This is a genomic window from Pseudomonas sp. B21-010, from assembly GCF_024749325.1.
Lineage (GTDB): Bacteria > Pseudomonadota > Gammaproteobacteria > Pseudomonadales > Pseudomonadaceae > Aquipseudomonas > Aquipseudomonas kilonensis.
In genome coordinates, this window is sequence record NZ_CP087198.1 from 4,732,257 (window position 1) to 4,748,684 (window position 16,428).

General features: G+C 61.2%; 17 protein-coding genes. 13 read left to right on the forward strand and 4 right to left on the reverse strand.

Translation table 11 applies throughout. The features are described from left to right. The first annotated feature begins 24 nt into the window (after window positions 1-24). The 6 genes from minD to LOY50_RS20985 all read left to right on the forward strand — a co-directional run bounded on the left by minD (window position 25) and on the right by LOY50_RS20985 (window position 4,840). Window positions 25-837 carry a septum site-determining protein MinD gene (minD, locus tag LOY50_RS20960; protein ID WP_025214989.1) on the forward strand — a complete coding sequence of 271 codons (813 nt, stop codon included), beginning with the start codon at window positions 25-27 and terminating at the stop codon, window positions 835-837. Then, complete coding sequence (gene minE / locus LOY50_RS20965; RefSeq protein ID WP_003179111.1) at window positions 837-1,091, forward strand: cell division topological specificity factor MinE; 255 nt, start codon at window positions 837-839, stop codon at window positions 1,089-1,091. Before minD ends, minE begins: the two co-directional genes overlap by 1 nt. 185 nt (window positions 1,092-1,276) lie before the next feature. Further along, window positions 1,277-1,912 carry an RluA family pseudouridine synthase gene (locus LOY50_RS20970; RefSeq protein WP_003204542.1) on the forward strand — a complete coding sequence of 212 codons (636 nt, stop codon included), beginning with the start codon at window positions 1,277-1,279 and terminating at the stop codon, window positions 1,910-1,912. Window positions 1,913-1,930: 18 nt separating this feature from the next. Beyond that, window positions 1,931-3,034, forward strand: coding sequence for a hypothetical protein (locus tag LOY50_RS20975; RefSeq protein WP_258689091.1), 1,104 nt, complete (start codon window positions 1,931-1,933; stop codon window positions 3,032-3,034). A 100-nt stretch (window positions 3,035-3,134) separates the two neighbouring features. Beyond that, on the forward strand, window positions 3,135-4,424 hold the full coding sequence (locus LOY50_RS20980; RefSeq protein ID WP_014339686.1) for a M18 family aminopeptidase: 1,290 nt from the start codon (window positions 3,135-3,137) through the stop codon (window positions 4,422-4,424). 233 nt (window positions 4,425-4,657) lie between these two features. After that, window positions 4,658-4,840, forward strand: a complete 183-nt coding sequence (locus tag LOY50_RS20985; protein WP_214509616.1) for a hypothetical protein — start codon at window positions 4,658-4,660, stop codon at window positions 4,838-4,840. Window positions 4,841-4,847: 7 nt separating this feature from the next. On the opposite strand, the gene LOY50_RS20990 is transcribed toward LOY50_RS20985, so the two are convergent. Continuing rightward, the gene (locus tag LOY50_RS20990; RefSeq protein ID WP_253477104.1) at window positions 4,848-5,594 is read right to left on the reverse strand and encodes a UTRA domain-containing protein; all 747 of its coding nucleotides are present in this window, start codon (window positions 5,592-5,594) and stop codon (window positions 4,848-4,850) included. 349 nt (window positions 5,595-5,943) lie between these two features. Between LOY50_RS20990 and LOY50_RS20995 the strand changes: the two genes are divergently transcribed. The 6 genes from LOY50_RS20995 to LOY50_RS21020 all read left to right on the forward strand — a co-directional run bounded on the left by LOY50_RS20995 (window position 5,944) and on the right by LOY50_RS21020 (window position 11,345). Then, window positions 5,944-7,011: an ABC transporter substrate-binding protein gene (locus LOY50_RS20995; protein ID WP_253477107.1), complete on the forward strand. Its 1,068-nt coding sequence runs from the start codon at window positions 5,944-5,946 to the stop codon at window positions 7,009-7,011. Between the two features lie 212 nt (window positions 7,012-7,223). After that, entirely contained in the window at window positions 7,224-8,030 is an 807-nt protein-coding gene (locus tag LOY50_RS21000; RefSeq protein ID WP_253477110.1) for an alkaline phosphatase family protein, read from the forward strand. A gap of 5 nt (window positions 8,031-8,035) precedes the next feature. Further along, window positions 8,036-8,872 (forward strand): ABC transporter permease subunit, encoded by an 837-nt coding sequence (locus tag LOY50_RS21005; protein WP_258691265.1) that lies wholly within the window; start codon window positions 8,036-8,038, stop codon window positions 8,870-8,872. Beyond that, complete coding sequence (locus tag LOY50_RS21010; protein WP_214509613.1) at window positions 8,859-9,659, forward strand: ABC transporter permease; 801 nt, start codon at window positions 8,859-8,861, stop codon at window positions 9,657-9,659. The genes LOY50_RS21005 and LOY50_RS21010 overlap by 14 nt, the downstream gene beginning before the upstream one ends. Next, the gene (locus LOY50_RS21015; RefSeq protein WP_258689094.1) at window positions 9,656-10,645 is read left to right on the forward strand and encodes an ABC transporter ATP-binding protein; all 990 of its coding nucleotides are present in this window, start codon (window positions 9,656-9,658) and stop codon (window positions 10,643-10,645) included. Before LOY50_RS21010 ends, LOY50_RS21015 begins: the two co-directional genes overlap by 4 nt. Before the next feature lie 46 nt (window positions 10,646-10,691). Next, window positions 10,692-11,345 (forward strand): HAD family phosphatase, encoded by a 654-nt coding sequence (locus LOY50_RS21020; protein WP_253477116.1) that lies wholly within the window; start codon window positions 10,692-10,694, stop codon window positions 11,343-11,345. Window positions 11,346-11,461: 116 nt separating this feature from the next. Here the strand turns inward: LOY50_RS21020 and LOY50_RS21025 are convergent, their stop codons facing one another. The 3 genes from LOY50_RS21025 to LOY50_RS21035 all read right to left on the reverse strand — a co-directional run bounded on the left by LOY50_RS21025 (window position 11,462) and on the right by LOY50_RS21035 (window position 14,132). After that, a complete protein-coding gene (locus LOY50_RS21025) occupies window positions 11,462-12,250 on the reverse strand; it encodes a DUF2182 domain-containing protein (RefSeq protein ID WP_258689096.1) in 789 nt (262 codons plus the stop codon). Beyond that, window positions 12,250-12,885, reverse strand: coding sequence for a DUF1326 domain-containing protein (locus LOY50_RS21030; RefSeq protein ID WP_214509609.1), 636 nt, complete (start codon window positions 12,883-12,885; stop codon window positions 12,250-12,252). Before LOY50_RS21030 ends, LOY50_RS21025 begins: the two co-directional genes overlap by 1 nt. A 284-nt stretch (window positions 12,886-13,169) precedes the next feature. Then, the gene (locus LOY50_RS21035) at window positions 13,170-14,132 is read right to left on the reverse strand and encodes a zinc-binding dehydrogenase (protein ID WP_063324792.1); all 963 of its coding nucleotides are present in this window, start codon (window positions 14,130-14,132) and stop codon (window positions 13,170-13,172) included. A gap of 139 nt (window positions 14,133-14,271) precedes the next feature. Between LOY50_RS21035 and LOY50_RS21040 the strand changes: the two genes are divergently transcribed. After that, a complete protein-coding gene (locus tag LOY50_RS21040) occupies window positions 14,272-16,350 on the forward strand; it encodes a carboxy terminal-processing peptidase (RefSeq protein WP_214509814.1) in 2,079 nt (692 codons plus the stop codon). Window positions 16,351-16,428 lie beyond the last annotated feature (78 nt).

Below are 16,428 nucleotides of genomic sequence, written 5' to 3' on the forward strand. Positions count from 1 at the left end.
CTTTTTCCTTAGGGGTGAAACACCTTGGCCAAGATTCTCGTGGTTACATCCGGCAAGGGTGGTGTGGGTAAGACCACCACCAGCGCCGCTATCGGTACCGGTCTCGCTCTGCGCGGCCACAAGACAGTCATCGTCGACTTCGACGTCGGCCTGCGTAACCTGGACCTGATCATGGGTTGCGAGCGTCGCGTGGTCTACGACTTCGTCAACGTGGTCAACGGCGAAGCGAACCTGCAACAAGCCCTGATCAAGGACAAGCGCCTTGAGAACCTCTACGTGCTGGCCGCCAGCCAGACCCGCGACAAAGACGCGCTGACCCAGGAAGGCGTGGAAAAAGTCCTGATGCAACTCAAGGAAGACTTCGAGTTCGTGGTGTGCGACTCCCCGGCCGGTATCGAGAAAGGTGCCCACCTGGCCATGTACTTCGCGGACGAAGCGATTGTCGTGACCAACCCGGAAGTGTCGTCGGTCCGTGACTCCGACCGCATGCTGGGCCTGCTGGCGAGCAAATCCCGTCGTGCCGAGCAGGGCGAAGAGCCGATCAAGGAACACCTGCTGCTGACTCGCTACAACCCGCAACGGGTCAGCGATGGCGAAATGCTCGGCGTCGAAGACGTCAAGGAAATCCTCGCCGTCACCCTGCTGGGTGTCATTCCCGAATCCCAAGCGGTACTCAAGGCTTCCAACTCCGGCGTGCCGGTGATTCTCGACGACCAGAGCGATGCCGGCCAGGCATATAGCGATGCCGTTGATCGCCTGCTGGGCAAAACCGTGGAGCATCGTTTCCTCGATGTAACGAAGAAGGGTTTCTTCGAGCGCCTGTTTGGAGGTAGGTAATGAACCTTTTTGACTTCTTTCGTGCCAACAAAAAGCCCAGTACCGCCTCGGTCGCGAAAGAGCGTCTACAGATCATCGTGGCGCACGAACGCGGCCAACGCAGCACCCCTGACTACCTGCCGGCCTTGCAGAAGGAACTGGTGGAAGTGATCCGCAAATACGTCAACATCGGTAGCGATGACGTGCATGTGGCACTGGAAAGCCAGGGCAGCTGCTCGATCCTGGAACTCAACATCACCCTGCCGGATCGCTGATAGATCCTGCGGTAGCCACGGCGGCTCGGGCTCAGCGCCCTTGTGTAGGAGCTGGCGAAGCCTGCGATCTTTTGATCTTGACTTGAACTCAAGGAAGCTCGGAAAAGATCGCAGGCTTCGCCAGCTCCTACATATAGGACGACAGGCCCGAGCCGCCGTTGGCGTTTGTAACGAGACTGTTTTCAATGCCCCTGTCCAACATCCGCATCATTCATCAGGACGCCGCCGTCCTGGTGGTCGACAAGCCGACCCTGTTGCTCTCCGTGCCCGGCCGGGCCGACGACAACAAGGACTGCCTGATCACCCGCCTGCAGGAAAACGGCTATCCGGAAGCCCGAATCGTGCACCGACTGGACTGGGAAACCTCCGGCATCATCCTGTTGGCCCGCGACCCGGACACTCATCGCGAACTGTCCCGGCAATTTCATGATCGCGAAACCGAAAAAGCCTACACGGCGCTGTGCTGGGGCCAGCCGGAACTGGACAGCGGCAGCATCGACCTGCCCTTGCGCTACGACCCGCCGACCAAACCTCGGCATGTGGTGGACCATGAGCACGGCAAACACGCCCTGACCTTCTGGCGCGTACTGGAACGTTGCGGCGACTGGTGCCGGGTCGAACTCACGCCGATTACCGGGCGCTCGCACCAATTGCGCGTGCACATGCTGTCCATCGGTCATCCGCTGCTGGGCGACGGACTCTACGCCCACCCGCAGGCCCTCGCTGCCTGGCCGCGCCTGTGCCTGCACGCCAGCATGCTGAGCTTCACCCATCCGCAAAGCGGTGAGCGCTTGCGCTTCGAGTGCCCGGCACCGTTCTAAATTCGATAAAGGCTTGGCATGCAGGTTATTGATTTTCAGGAAACGCCCGTCAAAAAAGTCCGCCATCAGTTGCTGTACCTGGTCTATGGCGACAAGGACGCTTATCGCCACGAGGCCAAGTTCAGCATCCTGACTGCCCTCGCCCACGGCAATCCGTCGACCCTGCCCACCATCAGGATCCTGACCGACCGGCCTGAGGACTATCAGGGCTGGCCGGTGGAGACCCTCGCGTTGAGCCCGCAGTTGCTGACCGAGTGGCAAGGCAATAATGGTTACATTCACCGGCGCAAAGCCTGCGCCATCGCGGCCAGCCTGACACTGGCGGAAAAAACCCTGTTCGTCGACACCGACACGCTGTTCCTCGCCGATCCCGACCTGCTGTTCAAGCAAATCCAGCCAGGGCAATACCTGATGGACAGCTTCGAATACAACTGGGACTTCGTCTGCAAGCGCGAGGATTACCTCAAGCTGGGTACGCGCCTGCGCCGCCACGGCATCACCCCGGACAACAGCTTCAAGCTCTACAACAGCGGGCTGTGCGGCGTGACTGACAACGACGCTGCGCTGCTGGGCCAGGCCGTCGAGCTGATCGATGAATGGACCGAAGGTGGCTTCGACATCCACACCATCGAACAGATCGCGATCTCGTTCACGCTACGCAACCAGACCATTAACGAAACCAACAAACACGTCTATCACTACTTCGCCGAGAAACGCTTCTTCCACACCATGTTGGCGCACTTCTTTGCCCAACACGGCGAGGCGTTCAGCGCGCAGTTGATCGAGCGTTGCCATGACGTACCGCGCACCCGACCTTTCCCCTCTGCCTGGCGGCGGCTGAAGATCAAATGGAAATTGCGCCACCAGCGCGGCGCCTTGCACAAGATCGGTCGCGACCTGCTGTATGGCAGCGCAGCACCGGAGCATCCCTACTACAACCTTTGCCGCCACCATTGGTGGGATTCGGCATCGCGGGAGATTCTTCGCCTGGACCCGGAGCGCCAGCAACAGCTGTTCGGCCAACTGGAGCACTGGCCGCAGCACCTGCCAGAACCGTCCAAGGCACAAGACAAGCCCTTGATCATGGCGCACTTGCGCAAGCGGATCGCTGTCTCGGGCTGATCGATCGCCGGACCACAGAACAATCCGTGACGGGGGATTGGGTCTGCAATGCAGGCGGTCGATGGGGTAAACTGCCGCCCATTGCTGTCTGGAGTTTCTTATGCGCGCAGAGTTGAACCAGGGCCTGATCGACTTTCTCAAGGCCTCCCCTACCCCGTTCCATGCCACCGCCAGCCTTGCCAAACGCCTGGAGGCGGCAGGCTATCAGCGTCTTGACGAACGCGAGACCTGGGCCACCGAGGCCAACGGTCGCTACTACGTCACGCGCAACGACTCCTCGATCATCGCCTTCAAGCTCGGCCGCAACTCACCGTTGCACGATGGCATCCGCCTGGTCGGCGCCCACACCGACAGCCCCTGCCTGCGGGTCAAGCCGCAGCCGGAACTGCAACGCCACGGGTTCTGGCAACTGGGCGTGGAAGTCTACGGCGGCGCGTTGCTGGCGCCGTGGTTCGACCGCGACCTGTCCCTGGCCGGGCGCGTGACCTTCCGCCGCGATGGCAAGGTCGAAAGCCAGTTGATCGATTTCAAGGCGCCGATCGCCACGATTCCGAACCTGGCCATCCACCTCAATCGCGAAGCCAACCAGGGCTGGGCCATCAACCCGCAGAATGAACTGCCGCCGATCCTTGCCCAGTTCGCCGGGGACGAGCGCGTTGATTTCCGGGCTGTGCTCACCGATCAACTGGCCCGCGAACACGGCCTGAATGCCGACGTGGTACTCGATTACGAGTTGAGTTTCTACGACACGCAAAGCGCCGCGGTCATTGGCCTGCACGGCGATTTCATCGCCGGTGCGCGCCTGGACAACCTGCTGTCGTGCTACGCCGGCCTGCAAGCGTTGCTGAACGCTGACACCGAAGAAACCTGCGTGCTGGTGTGCAACGATCACGAAGAAGTCGGCTCGTGCTCGGCCTGTGGCGCCGACGGCCCGATGCTGGAACAGACCCTGCGTCGCCTGCTGCCTGAAGGTGAAGAGTTCGTCCGCACCATTCAGAAATCCCTGCTGGTGTCGGCGGACAACGCCCACGGCGTGCATCCCAACTATGCCGACAAGCACGACGCCAACCACGGCCCCAAGCTCAACGCCGGCCCGGTGATCAAGGTCAACAGCAACCAGCGCTACGCCACCAACAGCGAAACCGCCGGGTTCTTCCGCCACCTGTGCATGGCGGAAGAAGTGCCGGTGCAGAGCTTCGTGGTGCGCAGCGACATGGGCTGTGGCTCGACCATCGGCCCGATCACCGCCAGCCAGCTGGGCGTGCGCACCGTGGACATCGGTTTACCGACCTTCGCCATGCATTCGATCCGCGAACTGTGCGGCAGCCATGACCTGGCGCATCTGGTGAAGGTGCTGAGCGCGTTCTACGCCTCTCGCGAGTTGCCATAGTTGCAGTTGCAGCTAAACCCTGTGGCGAGGGAGCTTGCTCCCGCTGGGTGGCGCAGCCGCCCCAAATCCGCAACTGAATGCAGATTGGCCAGTGCTACGCACTGGAGCGGGAGCAAGCTCCCTCGCCACAATGATGTCCGCCTCAAGATTCGAGGAGGCCGTGACATACATCAGCACACCCCGGCAAAACCCCAACTAGACTGGCCCTATCCTTCCCCGACAAGGCTGTCGCCATGATCTCGATGTCTTCGTTCAACGCCATGCTGGTGCCCATTATTGCCGGCATGATCCTGCTGGCCATCGGCTTCAACTTCCGTGACAAGAGCGTCGGGGTCTTTGCCATGTGGATCGGCATGTTGCTGATCCTCGCCACGGTGGTGATCAAGATCCTGAGCAAGCTCAACGAGTCGCTCTGACCCTGCCTCAGGCTGCGGGCGATTGTTCCGGTACAGGTTGTTCCGGCACATCCACGCCGACATGGATCGCATCGTGTCGCCAGAACTCCAGGTCGCAATCGATCAGCCGCTGGTGCTGGTCATAGTTGACCCGTGCGATGCGAAGCCCGGGGCTGCCCACCGAAACCTTCAACGCCGCTGCCGCTTCCGGCTGTAACGAGGTGGGCACGATTTCAAACTTCACCCGGCCGTAGTGCAGGTCGTAATGGCGGGCGTACAGTTCGGTGATGGACTGGTCGAGGTCAAACCCCAAGATGTCCGGAAAATACTGCGGGTTCAGGTAGTGCTCGACGTACAGCACCAGCCGCTCGTCGATACGCCGCACGCGGCAGATCTGGATCACGCTGGACAATGCCGGCAGCTGCAACCAGGCGCACACCGCCGCCGAAGCGGGTTGCAGACGCGCCGAGATCACTTGGGTAGAAGGCACACGCCCCTGGGCTGCGACCATGGCGTGGAAATGGCTGCGCTGCATCAGGTTGTAGGCCAGGCGCGGCGGCGAGACGAACCAGCCCCGGCGCTCCTCCCGATAAATCTGCCCCTGGGCTTCGAGCTGCAACAACGCCTCACGCACGGTAATCCGCGTGGTCCCGAACAATTCACTGAGCTTGCGCTCGGCCGGCAATTTGCTGCCAGGCGCCAGCAACCCGTGGTCGAGCTGCTCTTGCAAGACCTGTCCGATGGCTGTCACCGCTTTGGTTGCATCGATGCGCATCAACGTTACCTATCTGGACTAGACCAGCACTGTTTCGGGGCAAGATCGACTGTCCATCGATCCGCTTCTTGGTCCAGCAAGCCTAGGCACTGCACATGACTGGCAGATGACAGAGCCGCCGAACGGTCGTTTTGCTAGCGTGCAAATTAACGGCCAAGTCCTTTCATATCAGCTGTTTAACCATGGTCTACGCTTAATTTGCAGCCAACCTCCACGAGCCGGGCATTTCCTGGTCCCTCCAACACCGACATCAAAATGTCACAGGGCTCGCCTACATTGGCTCAGGTATTGCTGACCTAGACCAACACAACCGCAATCGCAGCGTTGAAAACGCCCATAGGAGCTTCGGATGAAACAGCTTTTCCTGGCATCACTGTTAGGCTCGACCATTGCCATGTGCACCGCCGCCATGGCCGCTGACACCGATCTGAAAACGTTGGAAGCCGCTGCGAAAGCGGAAGGCGCCGTGAACAGCGTCGGCATGCCCGATGACTGGGCAAACTGGAAAGGCACCTGGGACGACCTGGCCAAGGTCTACGGCCTGAAACACATCGACACCGACATGAGCTCGGCCCAGGAAATCGCCAAGTTCGCCGCCGAGAAAGACAACGCCAGCGCCGACATCGGCGACGTCGGTGCAGCGTTCGGCCCGATCGCGGTCAAGCAGGGCGTGGTCCAACCCTACAAGCCAAGCACCTGGGAACAAGTCCCTGCCTGGGCCAAGGACCAGGACGGCAACTGGGCATTGGCCTACACCGGCACCATCGCGTTCATCGTCAACAAGAAGCTGCTGCACGGTTCCGAAGTGCCGACCAAGTGGGCGGACCTGAAGACCGGCAAATACAAAGTCTCCATCGGTGACGTGAGCACCGCCGCCCAAGCCGCCAACGGCGTGCTGGCCGCGGCCCTGGCCAACGGTGGCAACGAGAAGAACGTCCAGCCGGCATTGTTGATGTTCGCCGAAATCGCCAAGCAAGGGCGCCTGTCCATGGCCAACCCGACCATCGCCACGATGGAGAAAGGTGAAGTCGAAGTCGGCGTGGTCTGGGATTTCAACGGCCTGAGCTACAAGGCCAAGATGGCCAACCCGGATGACTACGTCGTGCTGATTCCGTCCGACGGCTCGGTCATCTCCGGCTACACCACCATCATCAACAAATACGCCAAGCACCCGAATGCCGCCAAGCTGGCTCGCGAGTACATCTTCAGCGACGCCGGCCAGATCAACCTGGCCAAGGGCAACGCCCGTCCGATCCGCGCCGAGCACCTGACCCTGCCGGAAGAGGTCAAGGCCAAGCTGCTGCCGAACGAGCAGTACAAAGGCGTGACCCCGATCAAGGACGCGGATGCTTGGGAGAAGACTTCCAAGGCGCTGCCGCAGGCGTGGAATGAACAAGTCATCGTCGAGATGAAGTGAGGCGCTAGCTCCCGCTCGGCTATCCACTGGGCACCCAAATGTGAAAGCAATCCCTGTGGGAGCCGAGCTTGCTCGCGATAAACGATGACACGGTCTTGCAGTTGAACCGTGTCGCCTTCATCGCGAGCAAGCTCGCTCCCACAGAAGCTGGCTTGCGCATCAGGTTCCCGGGGATTCGAGCTTTCTGGTATCTGCCCGGAGTCCCGGTACCCATGAAGCACAACGTCATCCTGGTGGTGCTCGACGGTCTCAACCATGAGGTCGCCCGGCATGCCATGGGGCACTTGCAGGCTTACGTCGGCGCAGGACGCGCGGCCCTCTACAAACTGGAATGTGAGTTGCCCGCCCTGTCCCGCCCGCTCTATGAATGCATCCTCACTGGCGTCGTGCCCATCGACAGCGGGATCGTGCACAACAACGTCTCGCGCCTGTCGAACCAGCGCAGCATTTTCCACTACGCCACCCAGGCCGGCTTGAGTACGGCGGCCGCGGCGTATCACTGGGTCAGCGAGCTCTACAACGTCTCGCCCTTCGTGGCCGGTCGTGATCGTCACACCGACAACCCCGATTTGCCGATCCAGTACGGGCATTTCTATTGGAATGACCACTACCCCGATTCCCATCTGTTCGCCGACGCCGAACACCTGCGCCAGCGCTACTTGCCGAACTTCCTGCTGGTGCACCCGATGAACATCGACGACGCCGGGCACAAGCACGGCCTCGACACCCCGCAATACCGCAACAGCGCCCGCTCGGCCGACATCAACCTGGCGGTCTACCTGCAAGACTGGCTCGACGCCGGTTACCAGGTGCTGGTGACCTCCGACCACGGCATGAACAACGACCGTTCCCACAACGGCCTGCTGGCCGAAGAACGGGAAGTGCCGCTGTTCGTCCTGGGCAGCGGCTTCAGCCTCGACCCCGCTGCCGCGCCGAGGCAGACCGAGCTGTGCGGCACCATTTGCCAGTTGCTCGGCGTCGCCCACGACAAACCCTATTGCCAGGAGTTACTCAAGTGAACGCCATGACGCGCGGCAAATGGCTGGCAGCGTTGTGCCTGGTGCCCTTCGCGATTTTCTTCATCGTGTTCCAGATCGCCCCGCTGCTTTGGGTGCTGGTCAACAGCCTGGAATCGGAAGAGTTCGGCTGGGGCCTGGCCAACTTCAGCAAGATCTTCAGTTCCAAGTTCTACCTGCAAGCGATCCAGCACAGCCTGGAGATCAGCTTCTGGTCCAGTGTGTTCGGCATCGTCATCGCCGTGCTGGGCAGCTACTCCCTGCGCCAGGTGGATTCGCGGCTGCGCAACTTCGTCAACGCTTTCGCCAACATGACCAGCAACTTCGCTGGCGTGCCCCTGGCCTTCGCCTTCATCATTTTGCTCGGGTTCAACGGCAGCATCACGATCATGCTCAAACAGGCGGGGGTCATCGAGGATTTCAACCTGTACTCCAAAACCGGGCTGATCATCCTCTACACCTACTTCCAGATCCCCCTGGGCGTGCTGCTGCTCTATCCGGCCTTCGACGCCCTGCGCGAAGACTGGCGCGAATCCGCCGAGCTGCTGGGCGCCAACGGCTGGCAGTTCTGGCGCCACATCGGCTTGCCAGTGCTGACCCCGGCGCTGCTGGGCACCTTCGTGATCCTGCTGGCCAACGCCCTCGGCGCCTACGCCACGGTCTATGCGCTGACCACCGGCAACTTCAACGTGTTGCCGATTCGCATCGCCGCCATGGTCTCCGGCGATATTTCCCTCGACCCGAACATGGCCAGTGCCCTGGCCGTGATATTGGTGGCGTTGATGACCGTGGTCACCATCGTCCATCAGTTGCTGCTCAAGAGGAGCTACCATGTCTCGCGCTGAACCGGGCTCCGTCGGACTCTATCATCGGGCGGTGGTGTACCTGCTGTTCGCCATCCTGCTGCTGCCCCTGGCCGGCACGCTCGTCTACTCCATCGCCAGCAGTTGGTCGGCCACCGTGCTACCCAGCGGCTTCACGTTCAAATGGTATGTGCAGTTGTGGAGCGATCCGCGTTTTCTCCACGCCTTCGGCCAATCGCTGCTGGTCTGCGTCGGTGCGCTGGTGCTCTCGGTGGTGTTGATCCTGCCGTTGCTGTTCGTGGTGCATTACCACTTCCCCAGACTCGACGCGCTGATGAACATCCTCATCCTGCTGCCCTTCGCGGTGCCGCCGGTGGTGTCGTCGGTGGGGCTGTTGCAACTCTACGGCTCCGGACCGCTGGCGATGGTCGGCACGCCATGGATCCTGATCGGCTGCTACTTCACCGTTGCCCTGCCGTTCATGTACCGGGCGATCACCAACAACCTGCAAGCCATCAACCTGCGCGACCTGATGGACGCCGCCCAACTGCTCGGCGCCAGCACCTTCCAGGCCGCGCTCCTGGTGGTGCTGCCGAACCTGCGCAAGGGCTTGATGGTGGCGTTGCTGCTGTCCTTCTCGTTCCTGTTCGGCGAATTCGTGTTCGCCAACATCCTCGTCGGCACTCGCTATGAAACGCTGCAGGTGTACCTGAACAACATGCGCAACAGCAGCGGTCACTTCACCAGTGCGCTGGTGATTTCCTACTTCTTCTTCGTACTGGTCCTGACCTGGGCGGCCAACATCTTGAACAAGGACAAAAGCCAATGAGCTACGTCAGCGTCCAACACCTGCAAAAAAGCTACGCCGGCACGCCGCTGTTCAGCGACATCAATTGCGAGATCCGCAAGGGCGAATTCGTCACCCTGCTCGGCCCTTCCGGTTGTGGCAAATCCACGCTGTTGCGCTGCATTGCCGGCCTGACCGCAGTGGATGCCGGCCAGATCATCCTGGACGGGCAAGACATCGTCCCATTGAGCCCGCAGAAACGCGGGATCGGCATGGTCTTCCAGAGCTACGCCTTGTTCCCCAACATGACCGTGGAACAGAACGTCGCCTTCGGCCTGCGCATGCAAAAAGTCGACGCCTCGGACAGCCACAAGCGTGTGCTGGAGATCCTGCGCCTGGTGGAGCTGCATGATTTTGCCGGCCGCTATCCCCATCAACTGTCCGGCGGCCAATGCCAGCGCGTCGCCCTCGCCCGCTCCCTGGTGACCCGGCCGCGCCTGTTGCTGCTGGACGAGCCGCTGTCGGCCCTGGATGCACGGATTCGCAAGCACTTGCGCGAACAGATCCGACAGATCCAGCGTGAGTTGGGCCTGACCACGATCTTCGTCACACACGACCAGGAAGAAGCGCTGACCATGTCTGACCGGATTTTCCTGATGAACCAGGGAAAGATCGTACAAAGCGGCGATGCCGAAACCCTTTACACAGCGCCAGTCGACGTCTTTGCCGCCGGTTTCATCGGCAACTACAACCTGCTGGACGCCGACAGCGCGACCAAACTGCTGCAACGGCCGGTGAGTGGCCGTATCGCCATCCGTCCGGAAGCCATCGAGCTGAGCCGCAACGGCGAGGCCGATGCGCTGATCCGCAGCCACAGCCTGTTGGGCAACGTGATTCGCTACCGGGTCGAGGCCCGTGGCGTGGAACTGGTGGTGGATGTACTCAATCGCTCGGCCGCCGACCTGCACCCCGATGGCGCACGCCTGTCACTTTCCATCGATCCGTCGGCGCTGTGTGAGGTAGCCTGATGGCTTTATCGATTTTGAAGCTGATCTTGAAGAGGAAAACGCGCTGATGGCCCTGGCAATTTTTGATCTGGACGAAACCCTGATCCACGGCGACTGCGCCACCCTCTGGAGCGAACAGATGGGGCGCCTGGGCTGGGTCGATCCCGAGTCGTTCATGCAGCGCAACAACGCGCTGATGGACGCCTACAGCCACGGCAAGCTGAGCATGGAAGAGTACATGGACTTCAGCCTGGAACCGATGATCGGCCGCACACCGGAAGAAATCGAGCACCTGGTGGCACCGTGGGTGGAAGACTTCATCGAGCCGATCATCTTCAGCGACGCCACCAAGACCATCGCCGAACACCGCAAGGCCGGCGACCGGATCCTGGTGATCTCGGCCTCGGGCACGCACCTGGTCAAGCCGATTGCAGAGCGCCTGGGCATCGACGAGATCCTGGCGATCGAACTTGAAGTGGCCCATGGGGTGTACAGTGGCAAGACCGTGGGCACCCTGACCTACCGCGAAGGCAAGATCGCGCGGCTGCTGGACTGGCTGGATGCCGAGGAGGAGAACCTGGAAGGCGCGAGTTTCTATTCCGACTCGCGCAATGACCTGCCGCTGTTGCTCAAGGTCGATTACCCGCACGTAGTGAACCCCGACCCGGTATTGAAGGCTCATGCCGAATCGGCCGGGTGGCCAATCCATACCTGGAAATAAGCCCTCTGTGGGAGCGAGCTTGCTCGCGATAGCGGTGGATCAGCCGGCATTGATTTATCTGATCCACCGCCATCGCGAGCAAGCTCGCTCCCACAGGTTCAGGTTCAGGTTCAGGTTCAGCCCAGCAGCAGCCACAGGCTCCAGCCGAGCAACAACACACCGCAGAGACGACTGAGCCAGAGTCCCTGCGGCAGGTTTTTCTCCAGCAAGATGAAGGCACCGATCACTGCCACCCAGAGCAGGTTCATCACGCCGACCACGAACAGCAGGCCCATCAGGGCCCAGCAGCAGCCCAGGCAGTAAGCGCCATGGGCCAGGCCCATGCGCCAGCCGCCGAGCACGTCGGGGCGCCAGTAGCTGAGCAGAAAATGCAGCGGCCCGCGACAATGCTCAAGGCAGACCGCCTTGCCTGGCAGCCATTGATAGACGCCTGCTACCAGCAGCAGGCCGGCGCCCAGCGCGGTACTGGTGCTGCGCATCCCCGGACTGAGCAGGGCGAGCTGCTCGAGCGCCCATTGCAGCGCCGTGGCGCCCAGGGCAAAACCGGCCCAGACCAGGACATAGGCGCCGCAGAACAGCAGCAGGGCCAGGTGTCGCCGCGGTGCCGGCATGCGCTTGCGCAGCATCTGCTGGTAGATCAACAGCATGGGCAAGGTGCTGGGCAGCATCATGCCGACCATCATCACCACCCACATCGCGAACATCAGCAGCCCATCGGCCAGGCTCCGGGGCATGAGCATGCCGCCCATTGCCGCATCAGCCATGCCACCCGGCGCACTCATGTCGCGAGCCATGCGCAACAGCAGCAGCCAGGCCAGGGCGGTCAGCGCGAGCAGGCAGAGCATGAGCAGCCACTGTTCGCCTGTCAGTCGCTTGCTCGGCGTCACCGCCTGAGGTTCTGCCATTACGGCTCTATGCCATGGCCGGTGAAGTGCACGTGGGCGAGGTGGCTATGACTGCCCTGGGATTGCAGTTTGAGGGCTGAATGCGTCTGGTAGCTGCCGCTGGCCACTTCGGCCTCAAGGAACTCGAAGCCGTTGGGCAAGGACAGCCGGACTCGATGAGGTGAGCCGTCGACCGGGCTGCGGATCGGCTCGCCGCTGGCCTGCAGCACGCCTGGAATGTCCAGGTGCGCCAAGCGCTGATCGACATCGATGGAGAGGGTGATGGGCACGAACAGCGGTTCGAACGCTTCACTCATGGTGCTACTGAACACCTGAAACACGTTGGCCCCGGGGTCGCTCTCCAAGCCAGAAAGAATGGTCAGCAGGGCCTGGCGTTGCGCCTCGTCGGCGCGTTCATCGATGAACACCTGGCAACTGCCGTTGCCCTCATGGATGGCACCCGGCCAAGCGAAGGTGGCGGCCCAGCACAAACCGTCCAGCGCTACCTGATTGAAATACCCGTGTTCCACTCGCATCGACGCCACCGCCTGGCAGTGACCCTGGGTCGGGGGTGCATTGAATTGACAGGGGCAACCCCAATTGCAGTTGCAGGCAATGAATTCGACGCCCTGCATGCGCCATTCGGCGATGGCCATGATCAACCTCTTCACCTGGCGGGTGAAATGAAAGCTGCGGTTACCCCATCCCCCATTAGTTAACGCTAGCAGGGCCCGCGCATCGGATACGGGCTGCCGACCGAAGGTGCAAGCCACCGTCGATAGGGATGAGGTTGCCAGTCATGTCGGCGCGGGCCTGCAAATGCTCCTGCAAATAAAGACATCTGTGGGAGCGAGCTTGCTCGCGATGGCTTTGGATCAGCCGGCATTGATTTAGCTGACACACCGCCATCGCGAGCAAGCTCGCTCCCACAGGGCCGAAATCAGCTCAGGCTCTCATCGATCACCAACACCAGCTTCCCGGACACCTGGTTGGTCGCCAGCTCCGCAAACGCCGCTTCGGCGTCCTTGATGGCGAAGGTCTTGGCCAGTTGCGGGCTCAGGCGCTTGTCGGCAAACAGCGGCCACACCTGTTGGCCCAGCTCGCTGATCAGGTCGGCCTTGAACTGCTCGTCACGGCTGCGCAAGGTCGAACCGAGCAATTGGATGCGTTTGCCCAGCACCTGCGCCAGATCGAGTTCGGTCGAGCGCCCGCCCATCAGACCGATCAATACCCAGCGGCCGTCAACTGACAAAAGTTTCACGTTGAGTTTGGCGTAGCTGCCGCCCACCGGATCGAGGATCACGTCGAACGGACCGAGATCGTTCAAACTCTCCAGGCCGTCGGTGCGCACCACGCCACCCTGGGCGCCCAGGGCCTCGCAATAGGCCAGCCGCTCGGTCGAACCGACACTGACCCAACATGGGTTGCCGAACGCCTTGCACAGCTGGATCGCGGCCGAACCGACGCCACTGGCCCCGGCGTGCAACAGTACTTTTTCACCCGGCTTGAGCGCCGCCAGCTGGAACAGGTTCAGCCACGCAGTGCCGTAGACCTCCGGCAGCGCGGCCGCTTCAGTCAATGACAGGCCCTCCGGCACCGGCAATACATGCCGGCCATCGACCACCACCTCCTCGGCCATCCCACCGCCGGCCAGCAACGCGCAAACGCGGTCGCCCACCTGCCAGGACGAGCCCGGCCCGACCTCGCTGATCACCCCGGCGCACTCCAGCCCCAACACCTGGCTGGCGCCGGGTGGCGGCGGGTAAAGTCCGGCTTTTTGCAGCAAATCGGCCCGATTCAGGCCGGCGGCTGCCACACGAATACGAACTTGCCCGACATCACACGCCGGGCTCGGCTCATCTGCCCATACCACTTGGCCTTCAACGCCTTGCAATGCTTTCACGGTGCCTCCATAGTGAGTCTCGACTGGGCCCGCTGCTTCAACGCCGGGCTTTCTTGCATTATGCGCCCGGGCCACATGGAACCGGCGACTTCAAAGACGGCCTAATATGCGTTATCAATTGTCCCTGCGTCGAATCAGCATGAAGCATCTGTTCCCCAGTACCGCCCTCGCGCTAGTCATTGGCCTCGGCCTGTTACCGTTGTCGAACGATACGTTCGCAGCCAACAGCTGGGACAAGCTTCAGCCCGATCGTGACGAGGTGATTGCCAGCCTTAACGTGGTCGAGTTGCTCAAGCGCCATCACTACAGCAAGCCGCCGCTCGATGATGCGCGCTCGGTCATCATCTACGACAGCTACCTGAAGCTGCTCGATCCGTCGCGCAGTTATTTCCTGGCCAGCGACATCGCTGAATTCGACAAGTGGAAAACCCAGTTCGACGACTTCCTCAAGAGCGGCGACCTGAACGCCGGGTTCACTATCTACAAGCGCTACCTGGACCGCGTGAAGGCGCGTCTGGACTACGCCATTGCCGAGCTGAACAAAGGCGTCGACAAAATCGATTTCAATACCAAGGAAACCTTGCTGGTCGATCGCAAGGATGCCCCTTGGCTCAAAAGCACAGCCGAACTCGACGACCTGTGGCGCAAGCGCGTCAAGGACGAAGTGCTGCGCATGAAGATCGCCGGCAAGGATTCCAAGCAGATCCAGGAAACCCTGACCAAGCGCTACAAGAACCAATTGGTTCGCCTGGACCAGACCCGCGCCGAGGACATTTTCCAGGCGTACATCAACACCTTCGCCATGTCCTACGACCCGCACACCAATTATCTGTCGCCGGATAACGCGGAAAACTTCGACATCAACATGAGCCTGTCCCTGGAAGGCATCGGTGCGGTGCTGCAGAGCGACAACGACCAGGTGAAAATCGTGCGCCTGGTCCCGGCGGGCCCTGCGGACAAGACCAAACAGGTCAGCCCGGCGGACAAGATCATCGGCGTTGCCCAAGGCAACAAGGAAATGGTCGACGTGGTCGGCTGGCGCCTGGACGAAGTGGTCAAGCTGATCCGTGGTCCGAAAGGCTCGGTCGTGCGCCTGGAAGTCATCCCGGCCAGCAATGCGCCGAACGACCAGACCAGCAAGATCGTGTCCATCACCCGTGAAGCGGTGAAGCTGGAAGAACAGGCAGCGAAGAAATCGGTCCTCAACCTCAAGCAGGATGGCAAGGACTACAAGCTCGGCATCATTGAGATCCCGGCCTTCTACCTGGACTTCAAGGCCTTCCGCGCCGGGGATCCGGACTACAAGAGCACCACGCGCGACGTCAAGAAACTGCTGACCGAGCTGCAGAAGGAAAAAGTCGACGGCGTGGTCATCGACTTGCGCAACAACGGCGGCGGCTCCCTGCAGGAAGCCACCGAGCTGACCAGCCTGTTCATCGACAAAGGCCCGACCGTGCTCGTGCGTAACGCCGATGGTCGAGTGGATGTGCTGGAAGACGAAAACCCCGGTGCGTTCTACAAGGGGCCAATGGCCTTGCTGGTCAATCGCCTGTCCGCTTCTGCCTCGGAGATTTTCGCCGGCGCCATGCAGGACTATCACCGTGCGCTGATCATCGGTGGCCAGACCTTCGGCAAAGGCACCGTGCAGACCATCCAGCCGCTCAACCATGGCGAACTGAAGCTGACCCTGGCGAAGTTCTACCGGGTTTCCGGCCAGAGTACCCAGCACCAGGGCGTGCTGCCTGACATCGATTACCCGTCGATCATCGACACCAAGGAAATCGGTGAAAGCGCCCTGCCCGAAGCCATGCCGTGGGACACCATCCGGCCTGCGATCAAGCCGGCCGTGGATCCGTTCAAGCCGTTCCTGGCCCAGCTCAAGTCCGAACATGACACCCGCACGGCCCAGGATGCAGAGTTTGTCTTCATCCGCGACAAGCTGGCCCTGGCGCAGAAGTTGATGCTGGAGAAAACCGTCACCCTCAACGAAGCCGACCGTCGCGCGCAGCATGCCGACATCGAGGCCAAGCAACTGGTCATGGAAAACCTGCGTCGCAAGGCCAAGGGCGAAGAACCGCTCAAAGAGCTGAAGAAAGAGGACGAAGACCTGATCACCGAGCCAGAGAAAACCAAGCCGGAAGACGATGCCTACCTGAGCGAGACCGGGCGGATCCTGCTGGATTACCTGAAACTCAACACGGCGATCGCCAAGCACTAAGATGATGGCCATTTAATGGTGATGCTCGTCGGAGTGTCATCAAACTGACATCAGTCTGTCGTGAAATACAGGACTGGG